The organism is Virgibacillus profundi (genome assembly GCF_002287375.1).
GTDB lineage: Bacteria > Bacillota > Bacilli > Bacillales > Amphibacillaceae > Virgibacillus_K > Virgibacillus_K profundi.
On record NZ_NPOA01000001.1, the window covers coordinates 624,455 to 650,557 of the forward strand.

At 38.1% G+C, this 26,103-nt stretch carries 27 protein-coding genes; 8 read left to right on the plus strand and 19 right to left on the minus strand.

Annotated features, from left to right (window positions below; all coding sequences use genetic code 11):
* Positions 1 to 470 precede the first annotated feature (470 nt).
* Positions 471 to 1,487, plus strand: coding sequence for an LLM class flavin-dependent oxidoreductase (locus CIL05_RS02590; RefSeq protein ID WP_206207733.1), 1,017 nt, complete (start codon positions 471 to 473; stop codon positions 1,485 to 1,487).
* A gap of 89 nt (positions 1,488 to 1,576) precedes the next feature.
* On the opposite strand, the gene CIL05_RS02595 is transcribed toward CIL05_RS02590, so the two are convergent.
* Both CIL05_RS02595 and cypC read right to left on the minus strand, forming a co-directional pair.
* Positions 1,577 to 2,365 carry an ion transporter gene (locus CIL05_RS02595; protein WP_095653934.1) on the minus strand — a complete coding sequence of 263 codons (789 nt, stop codon included), beginning with the start codon at positions 2,363 to 2,365 and terminating at the stop codon, positions 1,577 to 1,579.
* Positions 2,366 to 2,596: 231 nt separating this feature from the next.
* A complete protein-coding gene (gene cypC, locus CIL05_RS02600; RefSeq protein WP_095653935.1) occupies positions 2,597 to 3,853 on the minus strand; it encodes a CYP152 family fatty-acid peroxygenase CypC in 1,257 nt (418 codons plus the stop codon).
* A gap of 522 nt (positions 3,854 to 4,375) precedes the next feature.
* Here cypC and CIL05_RS02605 point away from each other — a divergent pair.
* The 3 genes from CIL05_RS02605 to CIL05_RS02615 are packed head-to-tail and all read left to right on the plus strand — an operon-like array spanning position 4,376 to position 6,514.
* Positions 4,376 to 5,068 carry a DUF1538 domain-containing protein gene (locus CIL05_RS02605; protein ID WP_095653936.1) on the plus strand — a complete coding sequence of 231 codons (693 nt, stop codon included), beginning with the start codon at positions 4,376 to 4,378 and terminating at the stop codon, positions 5,066 to 5,068.
* Complete coding sequence (locus tag CIL05_RS02610; protein ID WP_095653937.1) at positions 5,065 to 5,835, plus strand: DUF1538 domain-containing protein; 771 nt, start codon at positions 5,065 to 5,067, stop codon at positions 5,833 to 5,835. The genes CIL05_RS02605 and CIL05_RS02610 overlap by 4 nt, the downstream gene beginning before the upstream one ends.
* Positions 5,789 to 6,514: a P-II family nitrogen regulator gene (locus CIL05_RS02615; RefSeq protein WP_095653938.1), complete on the plus strand. Its 726-nt coding sequence runs from the start codon at positions 5,789 to 5,791 to the stop codon at positions 6,512 to 6,514. The genes CIL05_RS02610 and CIL05_RS02615 overlap by 47 nt, the downstream gene beginning before the upstream one ends.
* Positions 6,515 to 6,552: 38 nt before the next feature.
* Here the strand turns inward: CIL05_RS02615 and CIL05_RS02620 are convergent, their stop codons facing one another.
* Positions 6,553 to 6,999: a small multi-drug export protein gene (locus CIL05_RS02620; protein ID WP_095653939.1), complete on the minus strand. Its 447-nt coding sequence runs from the start codon at positions 6,997 to 6,999 to the stop codon at positions 6,553 to 6,555.
* A 142-nt stretch (positions 7,000 to 7,141) separates the two neighbouring features.
* Here CIL05_RS02620 and htpX point away from each other — a divergent pair, with 142 nt between their 5' ends.
* Positions 7,142 to 8,020, plus strand: a complete 879-nt coding sequence (htpX, locus tag CIL05_RS02625; RefSeq protein ID WP_095653940.1) for a protease HtpX — start codon at positions 7,142 to 7,144, stop codon at positions 8,018 to 8,020.
* A 46-nt stretch (positions 8,021 to 8,066) separates the two neighbouring features.
* Here htpX and CIL05_RS02630 read toward each other — a convergent pair whose 3' ends face one another.
* Genes CIL05_RS02630 through CIL05_RS02660 form a run of 7 tightly spaced genes read right to left on the minus strand, consistent with a single transcriptional unit; the run spans position 8,067 to position 13,904 of the window.
* A complete protein-coding gene (locus tag CIL05_RS02630) occupies positions 8,067 to 8,498 on the minus strand; it encodes a Na+/H+ antiporter subunit G (RefSeq protein WP_095653941.1) in 432 nt (143 codons plus the stop codon).
* Complete coding sequence (locus CIL05_RS02635) at positions 8,476 to 8,760, minus strand: Na(+)/H(+) antiporter subunit F1 (RefSeq protein WP_095653942.1); 285 nt, start codon at positions 8,758 to 8,760, stop codon at positions 8,476 to 8,478. The genes CIL05_RS02630 and CIL05_RS02635 overlap by 23 nt, the downstream gene beginning before the upstream one ends.
* On the minus strand, positions 8,760 to 9,242 hold the full coding sequence (locus tag CIL05_RS02640; RefSeq protein ID WP_095653943.1) for a Na+/H+ antiporter subunit E: 483 nt from the start codon (positions 9,240 to 9,242) through the stop codon (positions 8,760 to 8,762). Before CIL05_RS02640 ends, CIL05_RS02635 begins: the two co-directional genes overlap by 1 nt.
* A 28-nt stretch (positions 9,243 to 9,270) precedes the next feature.
* Positions 9,271 to 10,749, minus strand: a complete 1,479-nt coding sequence (locus tag CIL05_RS02645) for a Na+/H+ antiporter subunit D (protein WP_095653944.1) — start codon at positions 10,747 to 10,749, stop codon at positions 9,271 to 9,273.
* Positions 10,742 to 11,080 (minus strand): Na(+)/H(+) antiporter subunit C, encoded by a 339-nt coding sequence (locus CIL05_RS02650; RefSeq protein ID WP_095653945.1) that lies wholly within the window; start codon positions 11,078 to 11,080, stop codon positions 10,742 to 10,744. The genes CIL05_RS02645 and CIL05_RS02650 overlap by 8 nt, the downstream gene beginning before the upstream one ends.
* A 3-nt stretch (positions 11,081 to 11,083) precedes the next feature.
* On the minus strand, positions 11,084 to 11,506 hold the full coding sequence (locus CIL05_RS02655; protein WP_095653946.1) for a Na(+)/H(+) antiporter subunit B: 423 nt from the start codon (positions 11,504 to 11,506) through the stop codon (positions 11,084 to 11,086).
* Entirely contained in the window at positions 11,493 to 13,904 is a 2,412-nt protein-coding gene (locus CIL05_RS02660) for a Na+/H+ antiporter subunit A (RefSeq protein ID WP_095653947.1), read from the minus strand. Before CIL05_RS02660 ends, CIL05_RS02655 begins: the two co-directional genes overlap by 14 nt.
* Before the next feature lie 1,105 nt (positions 13,905 to 15,009).
* On the opposite strand from CIL05_RS02660, the gene CIL05_RS02665 reads away from it, so the two are divergent.
* Entirely contained in the window at positions 15,010 to 15,684 is a 675-nt protein-coding gene (locus CIL05_RS02665) for an adenine nucleotide alpha hydrolase family protein (protein ID WP_095653948.1), read from the plus strand.
* 61 nt (positions 15,685 to 15,745) lie between these two features.
* Here CIL05_RS02665 and CIL05_RS02670 read toward each other — a convergent pair whose 3' ends face one another.
* A complete protein-coding gene (locus tag CIL05_RS02670; RefSeq protein ID WP_095653949.1) occupies positions 15,746 to 16,231 on the minus strand; it encodes a PaaI family thioesterase in 486 nt (161 codons plus the stop codon).
* A gap of 194 nt (positions 16,232 to 16,425) precedes the next feature.
* Here CIL05_RS02670 and CIL05_RS02675 point away from each other — a divergent pair, with 194 nt between their 5' ends.
* Complete coding sequence (locus tag CIL05_RS02675; protein WP_095653950.1) at positions 16,426 to 17,487, plus strand: NAD(P)/FAD-dependent oxidoreductase; 1,062 nt, start codon at positions 16,426 to 16,428, stop codon at positions 17,485 to 17,487.
* A 48-nt stretch (positions 17,488 to 17,535) separates the two neighbouring features.
* Here CIL05_RS02675 and CIL05_RS02680 read toward each other — a convergent pair whose 3' ends face one another.
* The 5 genes from CIL05_RS02680 to desA all read right to left on the minus strand — a co-directional run bounded on the left by CIL05_RS02680 (position 17,536) and on the right by desA (position 21,605).
* Entirely contained in the window at positions 17,536 to 18,252 is a 717-nt protein-coding gene (locus CIL05_RS02680) for a hypothetical protein (protein ID WP_095653951.1), read from the minus strand.
* A 174-nt stretch (positions 18,253 to 18,426) separates the two neighbouring features.
* Positions 18,427 to 18,576, minus strand: a complete 150-nt coding sequence (locus tag CIL05_RS22025; RefSeq protein ID WP_165769026.1) for a hypothetical protein — start codon at positions 18,574 to 18,576, stop codon at positions 18,427 to 18,429.
* Between the two features lie 77 nt (positions 18,577 to 18,653).
* Positions 18,654 to 19,253 carry a response regulator transcription factor gene (locus CIL05_RS02685; RefSeq protein ID WP_095653952.1) on the minus strand — a complete coding sequence of 200 codons (600 nt, stop codon included), beginning with the start codon at positions 19,251 to 19,253 and terminating at the stop codon, positions 18,654 to 18,656.
* Complete coding sequence (locus tag CIL05_RS02690) at positions 19,250 to 20,386, minus strand: sensor histidine kinase (protein ID WP_095653953.1); 1,137 nt, start codon at positions 20,384 to 20,386, stop codon at positions 19,250 to 19,252. The genes CIL05_RS02685 and CIL05_RS02690 overlap by 4 nt, the downstream gene beginning before the upstream one ends.
* 166 nt (positions 20,387 to 20,552) lie before the next feature.
* Positions 20,553 to 21,605, minus strand: a complete 1,053-nt coding sequence (gene desA, locus CIL05_RS02695) for a Delta(5) desaturase DesA (protein ID WP_095653954.1) — start codon at positions 21,603 to 21,605, stop codon at positions 20,553 to 20,555.
* Positions 21,606 to 21,847: 242 nt separating this feature from the next.
* Here desA and CIL05_RS02700 point away from each other — a divergent pair, with 242 nt between their 5' ends.
* Positions 21,848 to 22,468: an NUDIX hydrolase gene (locus CIL05_RS02700; RefSeq protein ID WP_095653955.1), complete on the plus strand. Its 621-nt coding sequence runs from the start codon at positions 21,848 to 21,850 to the stop codon at positions 22,466 to 22,468.
* Positions 22,469 to 22,657: 189 nt separating this feature from the next.
* On the opposite strand, the gene CIL05_RS02705 is transcribed toward CIL05_RS02700, so the two are convergent.
* From CIL05_RS02705 to CIL05_RS02715, 3 genes are all read right to left on the minus strand, one after another.
* Positions 22,658 to 23,347 (minus strand): LrgB family protein, encoded by a 690-nt coding sequence (locus tag CIL05_RS02705; protein ID WP_095653956.1) that lies wholly within the window; start codon positions 23,345 to 23,347, stop codon positions 22,658 to 22,660.
* Complete coding sequence (locus CIL05_RS02710; protein WP_095653957.1) at positions 23,340 to 23,711, minus strand: CidA/LrgA family protein; 372 nt, start codon at positions 23,709 to 23,711, stop codon at positions 23,340 to 23,342. Before CIL05_RS02710 ends, CIL05_RS02705 begins: the two co-directional genes overlap by 8 nt.
* Positions 23,712 to 23,844: 133 nt before the next feature.
* A complete protein-coding gene (locus tag CIL05_RS02715; RefSeq protein ID WP_095653958.1) occupies positions 23,845 to 25,773 on the minus strand; it encodes an ATP-dependent DNA helicase in 1,929 nt (642 codons plus the stop codon).
* Between the last annotated feature and the right edge of the window lie 330 nt (positions 25,774 to 26,103).

Here is a 26,103-nt window from a genome sequence, read left to right on the forward strand (position 1 = left end):
TAATAGCAGATTATATCTTATCCCATCTCTGCATATGGATCATTTTCCCATCTATATATTTCACAAAAGTACTCCCATGTATTTTCGAACTGTTTTTGCTGGCGTTTTGTTTGGACAACCTCATACATTAGATATAACCTCCCAATTTCATAGTCATACTTAATCCAGTTTGCCAGAGGCTGAAGCCGGGGGCGCGAACGAAGTGCAGTCCCAAATGATACGAAAAGAGCCCTAGGCAAAAGATATGCAGCAGACAGATAAAATATTTGTTTCTTTTAAGAAATGGTTGTTCCTTATTGAGAACATATTTATATAGTACCTCAACACTCATGTTTTATCAAGCTTATTTTTAAAATTCTGTGTTTATTTTTTAAAAGCCTTTCTTACTCTCCCAAGCTAATCATTGGACGAGCCTATCTAAAAACCGTATCATTTCTTACTAAGCAAATATTTCCGAGGAGTGAAGCATTTTGACATCCCATAAAGAAAAAAAGTTCAATAATATTCCATTATCTGTACTGGATCTTGCCCCTATAAATGAAGGAAGCAATCCGAGTGAGTCATTTAAAGATAGTGTAGAGCTTGCTCAGCATGTTGAAAGATTAGGATTTCACCGGTATTGGCTGGCCGAACATCATAATATGCCTGGCATTGCCAGTTCTGCAACTTCGGTTATTATGGGACATATTGCAAGTAAGACAAACCATATGCGAATTGGTGCAGGTGGGGTTATGCTGCCAAACCACGCAACACTTGTAATTGCCGAGCAATTTGGCACACTGGAATCCCTCTTCCCTGGTAGAATAGATCTTGGTTTGGGTAGGGCACCAGGAAGTGATCAGGCGACGGCTTACGCCTTGCGCAGAACATTAAATATGAGTGTAGAAGATTTTCCAAATCAGGTAAATGAACTGCAGGATTATTTTTCAGATGAACCAGTATCACGTGTGAAAGCAGTTCCCGGACAGGGACTTGATATCCCAATTTGGCTGCTTGGATCAAGTGACTTCAGTGCAAGACTTGCAGCACAGAAGGGATTGTCTTTCTCTTTTGCCAGTCATTTTGCACCTGCATACACCGTCCCGGCATTAAAACTTTACAGGGATAATTTTAAAGCTTCAAAGGAACTTGAAAAGCCCTATGCCATGGTTGGAATCAATGTAATAGCAGCTGATACTGATGAACAGGCACAATATTTAGCTACATCTTTAAAACAACAGTTTTTGAACATACGCAGGGGAAATGCAATAAAGCTTCAGCCACCTGTAGATAACCTCAGTGATCTATGGTCACCACCAGAGCTTGATGCACTTAAAGATACACTCGATCCACGTACAACGATTATCGGAAGCCCTGATACGGTTAAACGAGGACTTGAAAAGTTCCAAGAGGAAACTCAAGCTGATGAAATGATAATTAGTGCACAGATCTTTGATCAGAAAGCCCGGTTAAGGTCATTTGAAATTATTTCGGAGTTAATGGATTAAAGAAGTTTATGAAGTTGGGCAGATATATTTGTAATGCCAATTTCACAGAAAAACTGCCTCAAAAGGAATTTAGCTTCCTGAGGCAGTTTTTATTCTGCTTTATTTTCCAATATTTTTTTAATAGCCTGCAATTCCTGCTGCACTTCGGCTAACTTAATATCGGTTGGAGATGGTGTTTCTTCACGGTTTGCCTCTTCCACATTGTTAACGATGACACCAACAAATAAGTTAACAATAACAAATGAGCCTATTAGAATGAAGGTAACAAAATACCACCAGGAGGAAGGAGCCTCTGCTAAAATCGGTCTCATTACACCACTGGCCCATGACTCCAAAGTTATTACTTGAAAAAGAGATAGTAACGAATCATGCAGGGTTCCAAAATATTCAGGAGCAATTGATTGGAACATCATAGTTCCTATTACACCATACACATAAAAGAACAATCCAAGTAATAATAGAATGGTTCCCATCGATGGGATCGTTAATAATAGGGCATTCACTATTTTCTTTAGTGATGGAATAATAGAAATCGCACGTAGCACACGGAGAACTCTGAGAATCCTCAGGACAGTCACATAATAAGACCCTACTAATAGATGACCGCTTGCAACGATAATAAAATCAAATATACTCCAAGGATCTTTGAAAAAGGCTCCTATTGATTTGCTTCCTAATAATCTAATAATAATCTCTACTGTAAATATCCAAAGCAAAACCTGATCAGCTATGTAGATCCACTTGGAGAAATTTTCAGCAAAAAAAGAATAGGTTTCTAACCCTACTAAAATCGCATTAATTATTATTAAACCGATAATCACATTCATAAATAATGGATGTTCCGAAATTATGGCACATTTCTTTCTAAAACTGTTCATAAATTATGTTATCCTCCTCCCTTATTATTTTACTTGTTTTTTGGGTGACTGTCACTTACGTTTTTTTCTCATATTTTACAGTATTCGACGACAAGCTTAGATGAAGTTTAGAAAACTTGGCGTTTGCCAAGCCTTTGGGCAAATGCCTTAGTTGCACTTATGCAGTAGGGAAGTATTATATACTTTCCTAACTGCCAAAAAATCCACAATCAATTTTGATCGTGGATTTCATTATTTCCTCCGTACATTTTTTATAACAAACCTGCTTTTCGGTATGGATGGCATTCTTACCATGCTATAACTCAAATTCTGTTCAGGTACTTCATATTCCATATGTTTTGTTAAATATTCAAGGCTTGTTTTCATCGCTTCAATAGTTATCCACTCACCCGCACAGCGATGTCCTTTATGGTAATCGCCACCACCCTGTGGAATAAAATCAAATGGACTCCCTTTCCAATCATGAAACCGCTCAGGCCAAAATGAATCTGGGTTTTCCCATAACTTCGGGCTATGATTTGTTCCGTAAATATCAAGCAGCACCAGTGTTCCTTTTTTAAAATTATGCTCTTTCCATGTAAAATTCCGACGTACCCTTGCACCCAAAAATGGCCCAAATGGATAAAATCGGCGAACCTCCTGAACAAACATTTGAACATAATTATCAGCATCTGGCTGCAGCTTTCCATGTGTTTCAGGATGTTGATGCAAAGCAAGAGCTCCAAATGTTATATACCTGCCAATTGCTACTATCGGCCGCAATATATTAAGAAGCTCAACAGCAGCAGTTTTAACACTCAGTAATTTTCCGTTTAAATCCTCATGCCATGCAATTTTGTATAAAGCTGTATTTTCATCTGCAGACATTTTCCCTGTTCGAAACTTTGTAATGACATATTCAATCCATCTTTCGGATCGGTTACGTGCAAGTCTTCCTTGCCAGTGTCTCGGACCAGCTGCTCCAAATGCATCAATCATCGCCGAAAAGTCCTTTGTACGCCGTGTTAACTCCTTCGCCCATAATGGAACTCCTGCAAAGTGACAGGCTACCTGGCACATGATCAATTCCGCTTCTTCAAAAAGGATGACCTTGTCCATCTTTTCCCACTTATCAATAGCCATCTCCCATTGTTCAATGGTCAAATCATTTAATACGCTCAGGCTCTGTGGTGTCATGAGTGACATGAATAGATCCTTGCGATGTTGATGTGCACTTCCATCCAGTCCCTGTACACCAGCCTCTCCAAACAATGATTCACGAATTCTGTTTGGAGCTGCACCCTTTCTTTGAAATCGTTCTGGATCATAAAAAACCTCTCCCGCTTCCTTACCACTTATACAGATCACTTTCTGACCCATCAATCTAGTTTGGAAAATATCGGAATTAAATCTGCGTACCCTATTCGGAATGAATTGATAGCCTTCTGACAATAATGAAAGACTCAGGTCCAAGCCTTCATCTCGAGGAATTTGATTAGTTGAGGTCATTTTGTTCCAGCTCCTTTTAACAACTTAAACTCCCGGTTGATTTTCCCTAGATCCAGGGAGATCAAACAATTAGCGGTCTGTTTCTTCCGTGATTTTAAATCCGTGATACATATTTAGCGATTGCACGCTTAAACCTAATCAACGCAAAAAATTTCGTGATGTATTCAGCCAGTTCCGGCTGTGATTTTCATTGTTCATATGTTTTACAACAAACCTATATCTATTAATTTTACCTTGTTTTGATAAAATTATTCTGGGTTTGTAAACGCTCCTTTTTGGTTATTACAGGGTCATTTAAAGTAAATTTTTTAACAACAAAGCTTCAATATATTTTAGAATATTTAAATATAGTGATATAATTTATGTATAAGTCTGTTCCTGAACCCCCTAATAGAAAACATTTCATCGCCCTATCTAGTAAACTTTTTTCTTAATCTACTTAAGTTCGACAAAATAATTCATATACTTATAGTTGAAGCTACTCATTTTTTATTACGTTATCAAAAGTAAAGGAGGTTTTAGATGGATAACATAAAAGAGACTGTACTCGAGGTCATTTATTCAATTTTACCTATTACAATCGTTATTACGGTTTTGCAGTTTACGATAATTGGGTTGCCAATTGAAACATTTATACAATTTTTAATAGGGGTCCTCATGGTAGGAGTTGGTCTGATACTTTTCTTATTAGGTGTTAATGTTGGGTTACTGCCCGTTGGGGAGATGATTGGATCTGCATTATCCAAAACAAATAAACTTTGGCTTATTATATTTTTCGGCTTTTTATTAGGAATTGTTGTAACTGTAGCAGAGCCTGATGTCCGAGTACTTTCCACACAGGTTGATCAAGTATCCGGTGGTGCTATTCCAAAGAGCATTTTAATTTTGGCAGTTGCGCTAGGTGTTGGTACTTTTGTTGCACTGGCTATGATTCGGATCATATTCAATTTTAGTATTGTATATATATTGGCAATCGGTTACGGAATTATTTTTTTATTGGCAGCGTTTACTCCGGCAAGCTATGTTCCAATTTCCTTTGATTCAGGTGGCGTTACGACAGGCCCATTGACAGTACCGTTTATATTGGCTTTAGGACTGGGTGTAGCCACTGTTTTAAGGGGGAAATCAGCTTCAAGTGACAGCTTTGGTCTTGTTGCACTTGCTTCTATTGGACCTATTTTATCTGTGCTTATTTTAGGGGTGATTTACGGATGAGCATACAAATATTTGAAGGCTTTGGAGCAATTATTTTAGAAGTTGCCATTGCATTATTACCATTATTTATCCTGTTTTTATTTTTCCAATTCATCTTCTTAAAATTACCTGCCAAAAAGTTGAAAGATATTGGTGTAGGATTTTTACTGACCTTTTTAGGCTTATCTTTTTTCCTTCAAGGTGTACACATAGGCTTTCTTCCGATAGGTGAGCTAATGGGGCAAAGTCTGGGTACCATTTCTTATAAATGGATTTTGTTGCCGATTGGCTTTATTCTTGGCTTTTTCGCTATTTATGCTGAACCAGCTGTAAGTGTCTTGATCCATCAGGTGGAAAAGGTTTCAGGTGGCTACATTCCGCAAAAGATATTATTGTATACACTATCAATTGGAGTCGGAATTTCCATCGCACTTTCCATGGTTCGGATAATTTATGGATTTTCCCTCTGGTATTTCATCTTACCGGGTTATATAATAGCTCTAATCATGGTAAAATATTCATCGAAAACATTTACATCCATCGCTTTTGATTCAGGCGGGGTGGCAACAGGGCCAATGACTGCTACATTCCTTCTGGCATTGTTTGTTGGAATTGCCTCCGTAACAGAAGGGCGTGATCCGCTTCTTGACGGATTTGGTATGGTTGCACTCGTAGCATTAGCTCCCATATTATCTGTATTAACACTCGGTATTTTATACAGTAGGAAGGAGAAGGGTCAAGATGCCAGGAACAAAGCTGGGACAAAAATTAATAGTCACGATCGTTAAAAAGGAAAAAGCAAAAAAAGTTGTGAAAGCTTCTAAAGAGGCCGGTGCACGTGGCGGCACCACTTTTTTCGGAAGAGGAATCAGACTGAATGAAAAGAGCAGATTTCTGGGGATCCCATTGGAACGAGAAAGAGAAGTTATCTTAACACTTGTTCCGGATGACATTTATCCTGAAGTAATGAATGCCATCATCCATTCTGTAAAATTAGACCGACCCAGACAAGGTATTGGTTTTGTTATAGATACGAGGAAGGTTACCGGAATCCATCATTTATTAGGGCTGGATGATGAAGATGAAGAGACCGATGAAGAGGATGTGGATCTCAAAATGGAAGAAAAAGTCATGTATGACCTGATCGTTACTATTGTAAATAAAGGTGATTCCGAAAAAGTGGTGGATGCCACAAGAAATGCCGGTGCAGAAGGCGGCACCATATTAAACGGGCGCGGAACTGGTATTCACGAACAAGCAAAGCTGTTCAACATTTTAATTGAACCTGAAAAAGAAGTTGTTCTGACACTGATCAACAAAGACAAAACTAAAAATGTTCTTAGTGCCATTGAGGAAGATGCTAACTTAAAAACTGCTGGAAAAGGAATAGCATTTGTAATGGAAGTAGATCAAACGATCGGAATCAACCATGCATTAAACAGCAGATTAAAAGATGAATTTAAATAAGATCAGGTACCTTCTTCAGGCGAGTGGAAGGTACCTTTTTATTTTTGCACAAAAATATCCAGTCCCATTACAGTGGCTACACCAATGATAATGGTCCATAGCCCAATGCTAACAGTCATCCAAAGCATAACCCACTGTTTTTTGGCTCCTAATGACATGCCGATAAATGCAGCAATATGGGTACCTGTCAAAATTGGTCCAAGAAGTGCAAGACCAGGAAGTCCATATTTGTTCCAGATTTTCTTTCCTCGATCTGTTCGTTTGGAAGGTTGCTTTTCTTTTTTCCTTCGACGTTTGGCAAACCAGCTTTTCACTTTTTCAAACCCGATAATTAAAGGAACGACTGTAATTAAATTACCAACAAACGCCAGCAGCATAACCAAAAACGGAGAAAGTCCCCATACTATCCCCACCGGAATAACTAAGGCAATTTCCATCCAGGGTATCGCAGCTCCGATAAAAACTAATGCATATTCAAGTAACATGCGTTGCCTCCTAAAATTCCTGCGTAAAATCCAGTATACATTATTTTTCCATCGTGAATCTATTGTAAACATTAGATTCGCGTTATATAATGTGTATATGTGAAATATTCACATTATATTATAAATATAAAAGGGTGAGAATGTGGGAAAGCGAATATTCTATTTTCTATTGACGAACGTTTTAGTTTTAGTAACTATTAGTATAATTTTCTCGCTAATACCAGGTGGAATGAATTATATTAATTCAGATGGTACTATAGCTTTTGGTACGCTTTTAATTTTTAGTGCCATTATCGGTTTCACTGGGGCATTTATTTCATTAGGCATGTCACGCTGGATGGCAAAGAAAATGATGAATGTACGCGTCATCAACCCGGATGATTCAATGTCTTCCTATGAAAGAGAAGTTGTTGAAAAAGTACATCGCCTTTCAAGAGCTGCTGGTCTAGCGCACATGCCAGAGGTTGGTATTTACGATTCTCCGGAAGTAAATGCTTTTGCAACTGGACCTACCAAAAAGCGTTCCTTAGTCGCTGTTTCATCGGGATTATTAAATGAAATGGATGATGACTCAATTGAAGGCGTTATTGCCCACGAGATTGCCCACGTGGCAAATGGCGATATGGTAACTATGACTCTTCTGCAAGGTGTTGTAAATACATTTGTCGTTTTCCTTGCTCGTATTGCAGCATTTATAGCTTCTCGCTTTGTAAAAGAAGAAATGGCGCCAATTGTTCATTTCCTTGCAATCATTGTATTCCAAATTGTATTCTCGATTTTAGGAAGTCTGGTAGTCTTTGCATATTCTAGGCATCGTGAATTTCATGCAGACCGGGGTGGAGCGGATCTAGCTGGTAAGGATAAAATGAAACATGCTCTGGAAATGCTAAAAGCATATTCAAATCGTACCCGCGGGAATGAGCAAACTTCTATTTCCACATTAAAAATAAATGGTAAAAAGAAATCAAGTATCTTTTCAACACATCCGGATATAGATGACCGGATTAGGAGATTAGTTTAAAGATAAATACTTAAGTAAAGAGGCTTCTCTCCCCCGAGAAGCCTCTTTACTTCTGCTTATCTTCATTGCGGAGTATTTTCTCCCTGTCTTCTTTCTCCAAAACATCTTTATGAATGAATTCCTTATCTTCTTCATGCAAAACTTCATGCAGTTCATCTTCAATCGTGATTTCAGATAGCTTTACTTTGGATCGGTAAGCAGCCCGAATGATAAGGTGACCGGCAACAGGAGCTGTTATAAACACAAATAAAATTCCTAATAAAATACGCACACTAAAAAATGATTCACTTATCCAGAAGTAAAAAAACGCTCCTGAAAGTGTCAGTAACACAGATAAAGTCGAGCTTTTTGTTGCTGCATGTGAACGGGTATATACATCAGGAAAGCGAACAATTCCATAGGCACTAATCACGCTTAGAATACTCCCTAACAATATTAATAATACTGCAATAAACTCAAGAATCTCTCTTTCGTTCAATGATAACACCCCTCTCGATATATTTTGAGAAGGCAATCGTACTAATAAACGTTAAAACCGCCAAAATAAGAATAACTTCAAGAAATGCTTTTGTACGGAGCATTACGGATATAATAGCTATTCCTGAAACAAGATTAACACCTATCATATCAAGTGCGATAACACGATCCGGCAGACTGGGACCGAAGACAATACGAAAAAGCGCAATCGCTATGGCCACACCAAACAACGCAATAGAAGTCATCAGCATTATTTCAATCATTAACGTGTCACCTCCATAATAGCCTTTTCGAATTTAGCCAGGGACCTAAGCAGTGTTTCCTTCGACTGTTCCACGTCCATTGCATGAATGTAGAATACATTACCCTCAGGGGTTACTTCCATCACGACAGATCCCGGTGTTAACGTCAAAAGTAATGCAAGTGCCGGAACTTCCCATTCCCCTCTTAGAACTGTTTCATATTTAAAAATACCTGGTTTAAAATTGATTTTCGGACTGAGTATTTGCTTTAAAACAATAACCCCAGCCTGCAAGAGCTCAGAATTAAAAATGAAGATTAATTTAATTAATGCGTAGAACCGCATTAAATAAAAGCGCTCACCGAAGAAACGATGCATTAAAAATACAATCACAGCACCTACAATGTAACCCGTGAAAAATGTTGTAAATTTTAATTCATTTTCATCATTAAAAAGCATCCATAGGAAAGCAATAAATAAGTTTATTAAAAATTGGGCTGGCATCTACATTCACCCCCTCCATTGTTTGGAATCAATCATGTAATACTGCATCAATATAAATATTAGGATTTAACAACGTGTTTGCTGCATCACTGACATAGATAGCTACCGATTCAGCACCTAATCCCAGTCCAATTGTCGCCAATGTAAGCAGCACACATGGTATCAACCATCCTTTTTTCATTGGAATTTCATCTTCCTCACTAATAATTGTTTCACCCCAGAAGCAGTTTAGGAAAACACGTAATAATGAATACAATACGAATATACTGGACAGAAAAGCAAGTGCAAGCAGAATATATGCACCGGCATCGACTGTACCTTGTCCAACCAGTACTTTTCCAATAAATCCACTAAAAGGTGGAATGCCTGTAAGTGACAGCATCACAATAAAAAACATCCAGCCGAGAAACGGATAATTTCGAATCAGCCCACTCATATAATCTATATTGGTCATACCGGTTAATGTAATCATGGTACCTGCAATTAAAAACAACAATCCTTTAACAAGCATATCATGCATCAAATAATAAATAGATCCTTCGATCGCCTCAGGTGTTAATACAGCAAGCCCCACGAGAATGAATCCAACTGCTATAACAACATTATAGGAAACGATCTGACGTAAGTCTTTATAAGCAATGGCTCCAATGCTTCCTCCGATTAATGTTAAACCGGCCAGCACACCGATAATCGTATGTGTAATGCCTGGTTCATGATAGAAGATAAGTGTAAAGACACGAAACATTGCGTAGATGCCAACCTTTGTCAACAGCGCTCCAAATAAAGCTGCAACTGCTGTTGGCGGCGCACTATAAGAGCCTGGAAGCCAATAATAAAGCAGTAGACCTGACTTCAAACTAAAAACAACCAGAAATAAAATACTGATAACCGTGAGTATCGGTGTCTGCCCGGATTCAGCTATACGTTCAGATAAATGCGCCATATTCAATGTACCTACAGTACCATATAAATAGGCAATCCCTATAAGGAAGAACCATGAAGAAAGTACATTAATCGCAACATATTTCACCGACTCTTTTAATTGAATCTTTTTTCCACCAAGCGCAATAAGTACATAGGATGCCAGTAACATGATTTCAAAACAAACATAAAGATTAAATAAATCCCCTGTTAGAAAAGAACCATTCACACCTGCTACAAGGAAATTCACAAATGAATAGAAAAACATATTTTCATGCGCTTTTCCAATGGAAGAAAAAGAATAAAGCAAACAAACGGCAGTTACGATACTTGTAGTCAGAACAAGAATGGCGGAGAAGGAATCTGCCACAAACAAAATTCCAAATGGCGGCTCCCATCCACCGAAATCAAGCCGCAATATACCTTCTGACTGAATTCGATTTAAAATATAAATGCTTATACCTATATTCGCTATCATTACACCAAGACTTATCCACCGCTGCGTCTTAATATATGGACGCAGGAAAATAAGCAAAATACCAGCCAGAACAGGGATAACCATTGGTAATACAAGAATATTATTCATCTTTAAAACCTCTCAGTGCATAAAGATTATCTGTGCCTGTTTCCCTGTACGTACGAAATGCCAATACAAGGAATAAAGCTGTAACAGCAAAACTGATAACAATTGATGTTAAAATAAGTGCCTGAGGAAGTGCATCTGTATAGCTTTCTGTCTCTTCTCCTAAAATCGGAGCACTTCCACGCTTTAATCCACCCATTGTCATAATCAGCAAATGGGCCGCATGGGAAAGAATTGCCGACCCTAAAACAACTCTTATTAAACTTCTGGATAGAAGTAAATAAGTAGCAACAGATACTAAAACACCTGACAGGATGGTTATTAACGTTTCCATAGATTACACATCCTCACTAATACTTAAAATGATCGTCACTACTACACCTACTACAACAAGCGCCACACCTGCTTCAAAAATAGTAACCGTAGCAAGTTCCGTCTTCCCGAAAATAGGAAGATCGAAATAACCAAATGACTGGCTCAGAAATGGCTCACCAAATAGAAGGGAACCAAACCCTGTTCCAACAGCAAGGAAAGCCCCCAATGCTGCAACCCTTTTAAAATCAAATGGAATTGCTTTTTGAACTGTTTCTATATCAAAAACAATGAAGAGCAGAACAAAGGCTGTTGCCAGGACGAGTCCACCGATAAATCCGCCACCGGGGCTATTATGTCCTGACAAAAACAAATACACGGCCAATGTCAATATAATAAATACAGCAATTTTTGTAACTGCCTGCAGAATAACATTATTGATCTTCAATGTTCTCGTCCTCCTTTCCAGCCTTCAGTTTGATTAATGTATAAACACCAATACCGGCTATAAGGAGTACAACAACTTCAAGCATCGTATCAAATGCACGAAAATCGCCTAAAATGGCATTCACTATATTTTTACCACCGGCAAGTTCATAGGCATTTTCAAAATAACCGGAAATCGATTCAAACAGTTTTCCACTCTGAACAGAAAGTGCAACAAGGACAAAAACAATACCGACAGCGATTGATATGATTAAATTGATCCTTTTTGTTCGTGTAGGTTTATTCTCTTTTTTCCATTCCGGCATGTAATAATAACAAACCAGAAATAACACTGTTGTCACTGTTTCTACAATAATCTGGGTAAGTGCCAAATCCGGCGCACGAAATATAACAAATAACACAGCAATGGAATAACCAAGCACACCATTCAGTAAAACAGCAGTCAATCTTGATTTTGCGAAAAGAATCGTGATTCCTGCAATAATCATTACAATAATAATAGACCACTCAAACATGGTGACAGGCTCGTCCCCGGTTAAATCAAAGGAAAACGCCCCAGTATAGAAGAGTATCCCACCAATTGCCACAATAAAGAAGAGATAAATATACAATAAGTAATCACGCAGAAATCCAGTCATATAGGATTTTGTCACCGCTGCAGAACCATCTTCCAATTGTGTAAGAGAAAAGTAATACAGCTCATTGAACGTCCACTTTTCAGGAAATAAGCTGTAAATTCCTTTCCAATAGTTACGAAAAATATATAAAAAAGTACCTACGGCTATTACACCAATTGTCATGTACAATTCCGGCTGGAATCCATGCCAGATAGTAATGGTCTGCCCCAAATCTCCTTCAACAGCCAGCCTTGGAAATATCGTTGTCATCGCTGGGTTAATTAAATATTTTCCTACCAGATTAGGGAAGAAGAAGATCCCTACTACAAATACAGCGAGAATTATAGGAGAAACTAACATGCCCCTAGAAGCCCCATGTGCCGGGAGATCCAGCTTTTCTTTCTGATAGGGACCGAAAAATGTTTGAAAAACGATGATCATGGAATAAACAAAAGTAAAAACACTACCTATCCAGGCTATAACCGGAAGAAGAGTTCCCCATGTGTCTAATGCAAAAATATCGAGTTGACTAATATTTAATGCGGCAGTAAAAAACATCTCCTTACTCAAGAACCCGTTAAAAGGAGGTAATCCAGCCATGGAAAAGCTACCAATTAAAGCAATTGTAAAAGTAGCTGGCATGATTGTTATCAAACCACCCAGTCTCCGAAGATCACGTGTACCTACTTCATGGTCGACAATTCCTACAACCATGAAGAGTGCCCCTTTAAACGTGGAATGGTTAATAAGATGGAAAAGCGCAGCAAATGTTGCCTGTGTATAGACGACAGACTCTGTGGAATAACCAAAATGAAGTGCCGCAGAACCCATTCCGAACATACTCATAATCATACCCAGCTGACTTACCGTGGAATAGGCAAGCAGTGCTTTAAGATCTGTTTGCCTAATAGCATTAAAGGAGCCCCAAAACAAGGTTAACAGCCCTACACCTGAGACAAGCCAGAACCAAGTTTGTTCTCCTCCAAAAACAGGGGTAAAGCGCGCAACTAAATAAATACCTGCCTTAACCATTGTGGCAGAATGCAAATAAGCACTGACAGGCGTAGGTGCCTCCATCGCATCAGGTAGCCAGATATGAAACGGAAATTGGGCAGATTTTGTAAATGCACCAAGAAGAATTAAAAGCATCGCAGGTAAAAATAATGGGTGATCTGTATTATCCCCAATTGTTAAGACTATCTCTCGAATACTTAATGTATCCGCAATACCGGAAAGCATGATAAAACCGATTAGCATCCCGAATCCACCACTTATAGTAATAAGTAATGACTTCTTAGCACCTTGTCTCGACTTTTTCCGATGATACCAAAAAGCGATTAACAGAAAGGATGAAATACTGGTTAATTCCCAAAATACATATAGAACCATGATATTATCCGAGAATACTACACCAAGCATTGCTCCCATAAATAACAGCAAATAAACATAGAAATGACTCAACGACTCTTTTGAGGATAAATAATAAATAGAATAAATAACAACAAGGCTGCCGATACCTGTGATCAGCAGGGCAAATATCATACTAAGCCCATCAAGGTATGTCGTAAAATTTATACCATAAGATGGAATCCAATTAATCGTATAGACATACGTCTTTCCACCAGCTATAGTAGGGATATAACGTGCGAGGGTAACAAATAAAGTTGCAGGTACAAATAGCGCAAACCAGCCTATATGTATATTTGGATATTTTTTATTTATAAACGGAATAAAAATGGCAGCTAAAAAAGGGATAATGATTGCAATATTTACTGTTAACAAAGTCAAACCTCCAATTCGCAAACGATCAAGTTCAGGCAATCAATAGAAAAACTGCGCTTCAGTCATATAATCCCCTTTTTATAATAAAAATGCACATACAGCATATTAAATAAAAGCGGGTAACCTGACCTATTGGTTACACTCCGCGATTCTTTATTTGTTCATTTTAATAACTGTATATGGCTTAATAATGTACCAAAAGGAATTGATAGTGAGGTATTTCACTTTTTCATGCAATATGGAGAAAGTATCCTGCATCATTTGTGCTATATAGTGGTTCAAAAAAAGTAGAATTACTTGACTTACTGCAGAACTATACTCGTTACATTACGAATAGTAACAAGTACAGGGAACTAAATTAATTTACCACAATTAATTATACACGAAACAACTATACACTGCACATATAATGTATATAGGTAGTTTTTAATAAAAGGCTTTTAAATTCACGTTTAAGCCTGGTATTATTCATATATTTCGCTTATGCTATAGGTAAATAAATAGAAGTTTATTTCAAAGTAGGCTCTTTTCGTAAACCTTGTTGCTTTTTAACCTTCGTAAACTGCGACGTAACTGCTCTGTTGAATTCCGCTCCGGGCAGTCGCTTTCCGCGGGCACGGCTTCAGCCTCCTCGCGGAAGACCGCCGCTGCGGGGTCTTCAGACACGTGCTTTTCCCGCAGGAGTCGACTGCCCTACGCTCCATTCAACTATTATAAAAGTGGAAAGTGATGGTTGAACCACCCAATTGATAAATCACTTTAATGAAGTTAAAAGTACTATACTAGCGGAGGAAAAACACGAAGACTCCTGCGGGAGGAAAGGCCTCGGTGAGACCCCCGAGTGCGTAGCACGAGGAGGCTCACCAGCCGCCCGCGGAAAGCGTAGTGTTTTTCTGTAGCGGTTGATGATATCATCATCAATCATTTTACATAGCATTTACATTGATTAGGGGTGATAACAATAATCTATGTGAAAACCGTCTTTAGGAATAAATCTTTTTAAGATACCTTGTATAAGATACCCCCTTATGTTAAACTTATTTAGTTTTGAAAATCAACATAAAAGCAACATATAATATGATAAATTGAAGAGGTGATTACCGTCATGAAGAAGGTAAAAGGCCGCATGGATGAAAGCATTCTTGTATGTGTCTATTATGGTCCTAACGGAGAACGTTTAATAAGACGCGGACACAAGTTAGCTAACATGCTTGATTGCCCTATGTATGTATTAACTGTAGATCCACTGCCATTTGATGAATTTGATGCAGAGAAATCCGGATATATCGAACGTTGGAAGGAACTATGCGATGAATTGGATGTAGACGAATTTATTTTGCGTGACAATGAGAAAAAGTCATCAGTCAGAGCGATTGCAGAAGTAGCACATAACCATAATATTACACAGGTAGTTGTCGGACAAAGCCCGCAAAACAGATGGGAAGAAATAACCAAGGGTTCTTTTGTCAATGTTCTTTTACGTGCCATGACGTTTATTGATATTCATCTTGTTGCTATTGACCGGACACTTAAAAGTGTTGAAGATACATCCTATGAAAAGGGTGTACGGGGCTTCCTGCAGAAGAATGAGGATGAATATCGACTCAGCTTTGCGAGATCAAAAAACAACCTCTATGAAGGTATTTTCTATAAAGAAATCGGAACAGACTTTAATAATGGGATATTTAAGTTTGTTAATAATGATGGCAAAACCTGTCAGGTTCATATAACAGAGGATAATGTAACAGGAAGAATGAAAGAAGCACCGAACGTAAAGTAATATAGATAAAGCCTGGCGGAGATTATGCTTCGCCAGGTTTTTTTCTGTGGAGTGTGATTACTTATTTCTGCATAAATGTATCCGGCATGACTGCAGCAACAACTTCTCCTTTTGCACAGAGCTCATCACCTGCAAATACTTCTGTGTGTACTTTCCATTTCTTTGGATGAATTTCTTCAATCGTTCCTACTGCTTTTAACGGAACACCGTGAGGAGTTGGTTTCATAAAATTGACAGTTAATGATGCAGTTACAAATCGAGGTGGCTCCACAACGCCTTCGCCTGGCTCATGCCCCTTTTTACGATGAAGTGCAAGCGATGCAGACCCTGTCCCATGACAATCCACCAATGATCCGATTAATCCGCCATACACAAACCCAGGGATTGCCGTATGCTCCTGGCGAGGTGTATAAACGGTTACTGTTTTATCGCCCTCCCATCCTGTGCGCAAATGAAGCCCTTCCTCATTTAATCTTCCACAACCATAACACCATGCGTAATCATCTGCATATTCATCCTGGATTGCATTTACAATTTTCCCAATCATCACACATTCCTCCTTTTTTGTTTAGTATAGCACTCGAAAAGACTTCTTTCGACTCAAAATAAGCAGGAACTTGCCCCATTTGGTGAAATTTTATTATTCGGCTGGAGAAAGGTACTTTTTTTTGGTACTCTTTAGGGTGAGGGGTTGTATGTAAGCGCATATATAGAAAGATCATTAAGAGATGGGGTAGTTTCATGAAAAGATTAGTCGTTTTAGGCGGGGGCTACGGTGGGCTAAAAACTGTATTGGGCTTATTAGAACATCATCTGCCGGAAGATGTACATATTACAATTATTGATCGAAATCCATATCATTCGGTAAAGACCGAATTTTTTACAATTGCGGCAGGAACAGTTGCAGAAAGAGATGTACGTATGGATTTTCCGGACGATAAACGAGTTCACTATGAATATGGTGAAATCACAAAAATTGACACAACAAAACAGGAAATTTTAATAAAAGGAAAAACTGATCACGTTCCATACGATTACATGGTGATTGGACTCGGCTGTGAAGACAATTATCATGATGTAGAAGGAGCCGAGGAATTTACAGAAAGTGTACAAACTTTTTCAAAGGCAAGGCATACCGGATTAGCTGTCGGTAATTTGAAGGCCTATGGAAAAGTAACGATTGTTGGTGCCGGACTGAGCGGAATCGAAGTGGCTTCAGAGATTAGGGAAAGCAGATCTGACCTGAACATAAGAATACTGGATAGAGGTACTTCTGTATTAAAAGCATTTGATTCCAAGATTCAGGAACATGTACATGAATGGTTTATAAAAAATGATGTCGATGTTCTGCATAACTCGAATGTGGAATATGTGGAGAAGGATGGCGTATGTAATAATGGTCTTTGCTTTGTTAATGATGTCACGATCTGGACTGCAGGCGTAAGGCCAAATTTTCTGGCCAGAGAGTTACCATTTGAAAAAGATACACAGGAAAAAATCATCGTCAATGACTTTTTCCAGGTACCCTCACACCCAAATGTCTATGTAGTAGGTGACTGTGCTTCATCCGTCCATTCCCCAAGTGCCCAGCTTGCTGGACAACAGGGAGAACTAGTTGCCGATGTATTACTGGCTGTTTTAAAAGAAAGAACACCGAAGAGACCTAAGGAAATAAAGTTAAAAGGAACACTTGGCTCCCTTGGTAAATCAGATGGCTTTGGCAACATGATGGAAAGAGCGGTTACGGGATACCTGCCAAGACTCGCAAAATCTGGCGTACTGTGGCTGAATAAACGTCATTAATAATAAATACAAAGGCTATCCTAAACATAATTAGGACAGCCTTTACTATTAATGATGCCTATCTTCAAATGGAAATATTTTAAGCTCCTTCGCTTCGTCTGCATGTTCAGCAATAATTTCATCCAAAAGCTGTTCTGCATTTTTATCTTTCGTATCGATTCCCAATGTTACTGCAGATTGATAAATCTTTTGTTCATGTATCTCCTTCGTTATTTCACCAGGTCCTTTTCCTTCCGTATCAATCCCTAACATATCTGCTTCATTTTTGATGTATGTTTCCATAACTTCCCTTTTAAGCTTTTTGATATCCTTATCTTCTACGGGAATACCTAATTCCTCTGCCTTTTGTTTCACCATAGTTTCATGAACTTCTTTGGCTAACATTTTAGGGTCTTTCCCATCTGTTTCGATTCCGAGTTCAGTTGCTTTTTTCATCACCTTTTGATGATGCACTTCCTTTGCAAGTTCCTCAAAATCCTTACCCTCTAACTCAATTCCCAGTTCTTCTGCAGCCTGTTGCACCTTTGCTTCAGCGACTTCTTTGGCTAAAGTTTTCGCATCTTTTCCTTCCGTTTCAATTCCGAGTTCCTCTGCTTTCAGCTTTAATAATGCCTCACTTTTATAATATCCGCCTTTTTTTCCATGCACCTCCTCAGATTCCCATACTTCAAAATCAGTGTCTGCTGATACTGATACGGTGGAAGCCTGCCAGGAAAAACCTAGGGAAAGCCCCATTGCAAATACTATTAATAAAACCTTGTTCATTTTGTTTACATCCTTCCTGTTGTGATATGTATTTCTCCCTATAGTATTTCCAATTGGAGAAAATAAATGAATAAATTTAATAGTCTTTTCTGTGGAAACCAACAAATGGATATAAAAATAGAGTCTAACTCGTATACACTACGAAATTAGACTCTTATACCAAAGGTGAATTGGCTACTCATCCTTTTTACTTACATACTCATTCGGTGCTTCACCAAGCTTTGAATTATGATTTTTAAACTGGCTTTTGCGTCCATTCCGCTGCTCTCCACTATTTTCATTTTCTTTAAACATATTATTAAATTCCTTTTCTTTATTAACCATTTTTACTGCCCCTTTCTTAAATAAGATTAGGGGTTAGTTTTTGGTAATACGCCCATTTTTATTCATTCAGTTATCACTCACTTAAACCAGCCCTGCTCCTTAAACCGGGAAATAGCCTCAATCCGGTTGCTTACATCGAGCTTATCAAGGATTACCGAAACGTAATTGCGAACAGTTCCATTCGTAATATAAAGTTCATTTGCAATTTGCTTTGTCGTTTTTCCTTCAGCAATTAGTTGGAGTACCTGCTCTTCACGTTCTGTAAGTGGATTTTCATTTTCAAATGCCAAATCAACCAGTTCAGGGGCATAAACTTTTCTGCCATTCATAATGGTTCGAATTGAATTCGCCAAGTCTTCACTTGGGCTATCCTTTAACAAATAGCCACTGACCTTCGATTTCCGTGCCCGTTCAAAATAGCCCGCTCGAGCGAAGGTGGTTAAAACGATTACTTTACATTGGTCATCTTCTAATTCTTCTGCAACATCGAGCCCGCTTTTTAATGGCATTTCAATATCCATAATACAAATATCAGGCTGGTGTTGCCTCACAAGCGTTAGTGCTTCCTCTCCATTTCTCGCTTTGCCAACAACTTCCATATCTTCTTCCAAATCAAGTAAAGATCCCAGAGCACCAAGCAGCATGCGCTGATCTTCGGCAATTACAATTCGAATCATGACAATTCCCCCTTGTACGTTTGCTGAATAACATGAGGTATTTGAATCGTGAGTGTTGTTCCATTGGATGATTTGATTGTTAAGGTTCCGTTTACAAATTCCAAACGCTCACGCATCCCCTGAAGTCCATGCTCTTCTAAATAATCTACTTTTTCAGGTATACCAATGCCATTATCCTGTACTTCTATAAGCCATTCGTCCGTTGACTGCTGTATTTTCACATGACAAGAAGTTGCTTGACTATGCTTAACAAGATTATTAATAGCTTCCTTCAAACACATACTCAATACATTTTCGACTAATAATGGTGTATTGATGAGTTCAGGGTTTCCTTCCAAATAAAAATCAATTTCGGCAGCTTTCAACATTTGCCTAATACGTAACATCTCATCTTTCAGTTTAGTCCCTTTCATATCTGAAACCAGCTCACGTACTTCTTTTAAAGCAGTTCTCGCCGTTTGATTTATATCTGTTAGCTCATTTTTTGCTGAATCAGGTTTTACATCAATTAATTTTCCGGCCAAATCACTTTTCAATCCAATTAAGGAAAGCTTTTGCCCCAATGTATCATGTAAATCCCGAGCAATCCGCTGACGTTCTTCAAAAACCATCAACTGTGAAATCTTTTTGTTTGCGTTTTCTAATTGATTCTCCAGTTTTTCCCTTTTATTTCTGTTGTACATATTAAACGGCAGAAGAATGACGCCAATAACACTAAGAATAATAAATGGATACTGTGTAAAAAAGATTTGGCTTTGGGTGAAAAATCCAACACTAACTGCACCAACAGTTGTGACAAGATGTACAATATATAACGTAATAAACCCAATTCTATTTTGAATGTTCCCAATAAAAAATGCTAAGAAAAGGGAAAAATAAACATAGCCATAAAACAATGTCATGCCAACGTTTATTGCTATTTGTATACCAACTGACACATAAACAGTCCAGCCTTTTTTAATGAATGACAACCGATATGTAGTGAAAAATAAAATAATCATTACAATTCCAAAAATAATTTCCATTAATGAAATGGATCTAAATATAAAATAAAAAGGAAGAAGACAAAAAATAATCCAGGCATATAAACTAAGCCCTGTGTTTCTTGGAAATATATGAAACCAATTTTGCATAGTTGTCCCTCCTTTGTTGTCTGATTATATGCTGACCAGCAGTAAAACTGCCACCTGATAAATGGGGCTTTCTTCTACGGATGTTTATTATGAAACACTCTCTTATACAAGTATAGCAAAAATAGGACCCCCCAATGCAATATTGGAGGGTCTTTGTTAATTTATATTATTTTTCCTGAAAGCTTGACCTTCCTGGAGTAAGTTGTACATTAAGCTTTCTTTTTCTCAAAAGCTCTTTCACTTCTTTAAAAGTAACAAATGACTTGCTTGCCTCATCAAACAAACGGAAGCGAATCGACTTTAAACTCGAAGCCAATGTTATTGTTGTTGCTTTCTGTAATGGTGGTGTGGATTCATGTGCTTTTTCCAAATTATAGTTCGGTACTCTTGGGCTTAAATGATGCACATGGTGGAAGCCAATACTGCCTGTCATCCATTGCATGATTTTTGGTAGCTTATAATAAGAGCTTCCATCGACAGCAGCTTTTACGAAATCCCACTCCTCTTCATTTTCAAAGTAGGAATCTTCAAATTGATGCTGTACATAGAACAACCAAATCCCCAGTGAGCCTGCAATAAAAAGAATAGGAAGCTGTACGATCAGAAGCGCCTGCCAACCAATTGCCCATATCAATAACGCATATATGCCAACAAGAGAAGCATTGATCAAATACGTATTCATCCGTTCTTTTCGTTTGGCACCTTTTCTGTTAAAACGGTTAGATATTATGAAAAGATAGATGGGGCCGAGTCCAAACATAACAATTGGAGTACGATAAAGCCGGTAAGCTAATCTGCCCCAAAAGGATGCAGCAGCATATTCTTCAACTGTCATGACCCAGACATCACCAGTACCGCGTTTATCTAAATTACTGCTTGTCGCATGATGAATTGCATGATCCCTTTTCCATTTCGCAAAGGCAAAATGGGTGATGATTCCTGTAATCGTTCCAACTATCTTATTTGCTTTATTATTTTTGAAAAAAGAACCATGTGTACAGTCATGGAAAATAATAAAGATGCGAACAACAAATCCTGCTGCTACAATCGATAGTGCAATACTTAGCCAAATTGAAATAGCTATACTTTGATATGCAAGAAACCAAAGCAAGAAAAACGGAATTATTGTGTTGATTAACTGTATGATACTAGCTCTCATATCTGCATTAGCAAAAGTGGAAACACTCTTTTTTAATTGTGCTTGTTTTTGTCTACTCATAATTTGCCTCCTACACTGGATTATCGCTGTTTATTACGGCGAACAATATCTTCTAACTATATAATAGGGAAAAATCATCTTATTTATAAGTCATAAATGTCAATGATAGAGTATGACAAATGTCATGTATTTGGATTTGGGCTACTCCCACCAACGATTCAATTATTGGTTTTCCATAAATAGGAACTTGTATAATAGATATATAATAACTTGCATATGTTTTTACTATGGAGGTAACGCAAATGAATTTATCAAATATTATCACAAAATTAAAGGATCGAAAGCCATCTATACTTGGACATGAACAATTTCGCAAATCTGCAGTACTGCTGCCACTTATAGAAAAAGACGATGAACTGCATATTTTGTTCGAAGTCAGATCAATAAAAATGCGCAGCCAACCAGGAGATATTTGTTTTCCAGGTGGAAGAATAGATAAAGAGGACCTGGGCCCGAAGCATGCGGCAATTCGGGAAACTACAGAAGAACTTGGGATTAATGCAGCAGCCATTAAGGATGTAATTCCCCTCGATTTTATGGCATCTGATTTAGGCAGAATCATTTACCCATTTGTCGGAAGAATCACTGATTATGAACAAATTGTCCCGAATGAATCCGAGGTGGAAGAGGTTTTTACTGTACCACTATCTTTTTTCCTTAAAACTACTCCTGAAAAGTATAAAGTTAATTTCAAGGTCATCCCTGAAGCTGATTTCCCATTTGATTTGATTATTGGTGGGGAAAACTACAACTGGCAGACACATCATATTGAGGAAATTTTTTATAAATACGAAGGTAGAGTTATCTGGGGACTGACTGCGAAGATATTGACTCACTTTATTGAGCTGTTGGGCGATGAATAATGATGGAGTACCTGGGATTATCAAAATAAGCACAGTAGGACTTTAAATTATCCTACTGTAATTTATTTATAACCCAGCATATTCCTTCTTCAGCTAAGAGTATACTGAACTGATCTGTTTCTAAAACCGGAAATAGCACTGAATGTCTTTTCCATTTTATTTCAAATCTCCTCGGGTGGGACAGTCCTACTACAATAAAATTGCTACCAATCCAGGTGTTATCACGGAAACAACTACCGCACTGACAACCATGGCAATTGTGCTGATCGATCCTTCAAGCAAGCTACTTTCCAATGCTTTGGAGGTTCCGATGGCATGTGACGCGCTGCCTATTCCAACACCTCTACCTATGTAATTATTGAGCCTGAATATTTTATGAACAATTGAGCTGAAGAGAACGCCGCCTATTCCGGCAATCATGACAAAAACTGCTGCCAATGGTGTCACACCACCTATTGTTTCTGCGATAGCCATTGCAACAGGTGTTGTCACAGATTTTGGGGTAAGTGAGTATATAATAACATCCTCAAAACCAACTGATTTCGCAAGTAATATACCTGTAGATACACCCACAATTGCTCCAACAGAAGTTCCAACAAGGATTGGAGCTGTAAGTTTCTTTAATATGTCACGTTGCTGATAGAGTGGATAGGCAAGCGCTACGACTGCAGGCCCCAGCAACTCATTTATCCACTCCCCACCGATCATGTAAGTTTCATAGGGGATCTGAAAGCTCAGTAAAATAGCAATGATGATAATGGTTGATGTAATTACAGGTGCTGTAAATGAATACCCCATTTTTCTATGGATCATCTTTGCAAACAAATAAATTACATATGTCCCGACAATTACTATCATTCCGATAAAAAAGTTAATCATGGTTCAATTCCTTTCTGCGCATCATCCATTGACTGGTAAGACCTGAACCAGCCATGACGAGAAAGGTACTAAATAAGACAATGACAACAAGTAATATACCCTTACCTACAAAAAGGTCAAAATAATTAATAATACCTACAGTTGCTGGAACGAAAAACAAGGCAAGATTATTGACAATAAACCTTGCACCATCCTCCACCCATGTTATTTTGATCATCTTTGTCGAAAGCAAAACAAACAAAATAATCATTCCAATAACACTACCAGGCACAAATAGATCGAGTGTAACCTGAATCCAATTTCCAATTAAATAAATACAATATAAAAAAGCAATATGAATAATAATCCTGCTAAATTTCAGCACAATCTAACACTCCAATATTCCAGGTAATGAACTTAGTATAGCAAATAACACAGCTGAACTGGTCGATTATTTCTTCGATAAAATTCAAGCATTAAAAAGGTAACTAATTTCAGATTAGTTACCTTTTTATACTTTACCATTCCATCGCAACAGGTAAAACATCCTCAATTGCCTGCTGATACATAGACTGTTCATTTTTTTTCATCCAAATATGAATCTGACCAAAATCCCCACTTGTTCGTATTAACCTTCCAATTCCCTGTCTTAATCGGAGTAGCATATATGGTGCATCAATTTCCTGAATCGGGTTATTCGTATGCTTTCTTTTCGCCTTAAAAACTGGGTCATTGGGTGGAAAAGGGAGTGATGATATAATCACCTGAGTTAAAGCTACACCAGGCACATCCAGGCCTTCCCATAAATGATATGCACAGATTACAGATGATTCATCCATTTGGAAATTCTGTACCGTCCCGCTAATTTCACGATCACCCTCAAAAAGAATAGTGAAAGGGAATTTCTGTTCAGCAGACCAATGGCGAAATTGATTCATCTCTTCTACAGTTGAAAATAAAACCAGTGATTTCCCGCCATTTTCCAGCAATTGTTCGCCAATTTCCATCCATTTATTAGATTTCTCTGTTTCTATATGGCCGCTCACCTTCATTTGTTCCCCATAATCAAAAGGAGATTCCACTGAAAAAGAGTCATACTTCCGAATTCCTAAACTCCCGGCTAAATAGGAAAAGTCTCCGTTTTGTGATAATGTAGCTGATGAAAAAACAAATGGAATAACTTGTGAAAACACTTCTTTTTTTAAAACATCCTCAACCAAACGTGGCATGATTACCAAGCTTGTAGTATGATCATTTTCTTCCAACCAAAAAATACCTTCATCATCCTTCAGCAAAATAGATAGTCCATAGGAGAAAAACTCCAAATATTCCTCGATTATTTTGATGTGATAATCTTCAATCGTAAATAACTCTGCATCAAAAACTAGCTGTTCCAGTAACTGGTCAACCTTATCATTTAAGCTTCTTCCCATGGTAATTATTTCTTCAGAAAGGAGAATCTCCCGGCGATTGGATCCTTCCACAACAGAAGCATTGTTTCCAAGCATTTCAAACCACTCATCATTTAAGGCTAAAATATCCTCAACCAAATAGAGAGATTCCTCTCTAACATCTTGACCCATATAGCCTGTCAGCACTTTGGTCAGTGCTTCAAAGTTATAGCGGTATGTTAAACCCTTTTGGGCAGCAAACTCCAGTAAATGACCTTCATCAAAAACGACACAGCTTGCTTCCGGAAGCAATGGCATTTGCCCCTCACGCTTACGTGAATCCTTCGTCCAGACATGCTCCATATAAAAATCATGGGAACAAATAATGATATCTGATGCATGGCGATAGTAATCCCTGTTCAACGTTTGTCCACTCCGATGGCGCCATTCACAGGTCGAACATTGCTGCAGCGGATCCCAGGCAATTTTGTCCCAGGTTTCATTTGGTACCCAGGGATATTCCTTTCGATCGCCATAACGCTCAAAGGATTGCATGGAAGCACCTGTGTCAAAAACAAAATCAGGTATCTCATCATGCACGCGTAAGATATCCTCATCATTTGTCCGGTTGGCAAGTGGATCCAGTTTTTTGATACAGACATAATTTTCTCTTGCTTTAGCCAGTCTCACATCAACCGTAAGACCCAATGCTTCTTCCAGTTTTTCAATGTCCCCGCCTTTTTTCACAAGCTGTTCAATCAATGTCTCATCCGCACATGAAATAATTGCCGGTTTCCCGCGATATCTTGCATAACAGATGGCATACAATAAATAAACAAGCGTTTTCCCCGTTCCTACTCCAGCCTCTGCGAATATTGTATGCTTATTTTTAAAAGCCTGTTCCAGTTGAAAGGCCATATATATTTGTTCATCACGTAATTCATATCCTTTTTCAGGTAAAATATCATAAAAAACATCACCGACATAATCTCCTAAACGATCAAAGAAATTTTCGGTTTTTGTTACAGTAAATGGTAGTGAATTTGATTTCAATATTGTTTACTCCTCTTCTAACAAACATTCGAAAAGCTATTATACAGTAGCAACACCGGGGCTGTCCATTCTAGAAAAAACTGGTGTATTTAGACCTATGCTTATGAATTTTCCTTTTAAGAATACTTTCATTAAAAGAAGAAGCGGATTGTCTAAAAAAACTGTTCAATAGAGGGCTTCTATACGACCAAACGGAGCCGTAACTAGTGCTAATGGGCACATAGAACGCTGCTATACGACCAAACGAAGCCAAAACCAGTGCTAATGGGCGCATAGAACGCTGCTATACGACCGAACGAAGCCAAAACTAGTACTGACGGGCGTATAGAAAAG

Coding starts and splice junctions, on each gene's coding strand:
- CIL05_RS02595 (WP_095653934.1), bottom strand. CDS start 2,365: ATGAACAGTTTTAGAAAGAAATGTGCCATAATTTCGGAACATCCATTA.
- cypC (WP_095653935.1), bottom strand. CDS start 3,853: ATGACCTCAACTAATCAAATTCCTCGAGATGAAGGCTTGGACCTGAGT.
- CIL05_RS02605 (WP_095653936.1), top strand. CDS start 4,376: ATGGATAACATAAAAGAGACTGTACTCGAGGTCATTTATTCAATTTTA.
- CIL05_RS02610 (WP_095653937.1), top strand. CDS start 5,065: ATGAGCATACAAATATTTGAAGGCTTTGGAGCAATTATTTTAGAAGTT.
- CIL05_RS02615 (WP_095653938.1), top strand. CDS start 5,789: ATGCCAGGAACAAAGCTGGGACAAAAATTAATAGTCACGATCGTTAAA.
- CIL05_RS02620 (WP_095653939.1), bottom strand. CDS start 6,999: ATGTTACTTGAATATGCATTAGTTTTTATCGGAGCTGCGATACCCTGG.
- CIL05_RS02635 (WP_095653942.1), bottom strand. CDS start 8,760: ATGATTGAAATAATGCTGATGACTTCTATTGCGTTGTTTGGTGTGGCC.
- CIL05_RS02640 (WP_095653943.1), bottom strand. CDS start 9,242: ATGCCAGCCCAATTTTTAATAAACTTATTTATTGCTTTCCTATGGATG.
- CIL05_RS02645 (WP_095653944.1), bottom strand. CDS start 10,749: ATGAATAATATTCTTGTATTACCAATGGTTATCCCTGTTCTGGCTGGT.
- CIL05_RS02650 (WP_095653945.1), bottom strand. CDS start 11,080: ATGGAAACGTTAATAACCATCCTGTCAGGTGTTTTAGTATCTGTTGCT.
- CIL05_RS02665 (WP_095653948.1), top strand. CDS start 15,010: ATGAAGAAGGTAAAAGGCCGCATGGATGAAAGCATTCTTGTATGTGTC.
- CIL05_RS02670 (WP_095653949.1), bottom strand. CDS start 16,231: ATGATTGGGAAAATTGTAAATGCAATCCAGGATGAATATGCAGATGAT.
- CIL05_RS02675 (WP_095653950.1), top strand. CDS start 16,426: ATGAAAAGATTAGTCGTTTTAGGCGGGGGCTACGGTGGGCTAAAAACT.
- CIL05_RS02680 (WP_095653951.1), bottom strand. CDS start 18,252: ATGAACAAGGTTTTATTAATAGTATTTGCAATGGGGCTTTCCCTAGGT.
- CIL05_RS22025 (WP_165769026.1), bottom strand. CDS start 18,576: ATGGTTAATAAAGAAAAGGAATTTAATAATATGTTTAAAGAAAATGAA.
- CIL05_RS02685 (WP_095653952.1), bottom strand. CDS start 19,253: ATGATTCGAATTGTAATTGCCGAAGATCAGCGCATGCTGCTTGGTGCT.
- CIL05_RS02690 (WP_095653953.1), bottom strand. CDS start 20,386: ATGCAAAATTGGTTTCATATATTTCCAAGAAACACAGGGCTTAGTTTA.
- desA (WP_095653954.1), bottom strand. CDS start 21,605: ATGAGTAGACAAAAACAAGCACAATTAAAAAAGAGTGTTTCCACTTTT.
- CIL05_RS02700 (WP_095653955.1), top strand. CDS start 21,848: ATGAATTTATCAAATATTATCACAAAATTAAAGGATCGAAAGCCATCT.
- CIL05_RS02705 (WP_095653956.1), bottom strand. CDS start 23,347: ATGATTAACTTTTTTATCGGAATGATAGTAATTGTCGGGACATATGTA.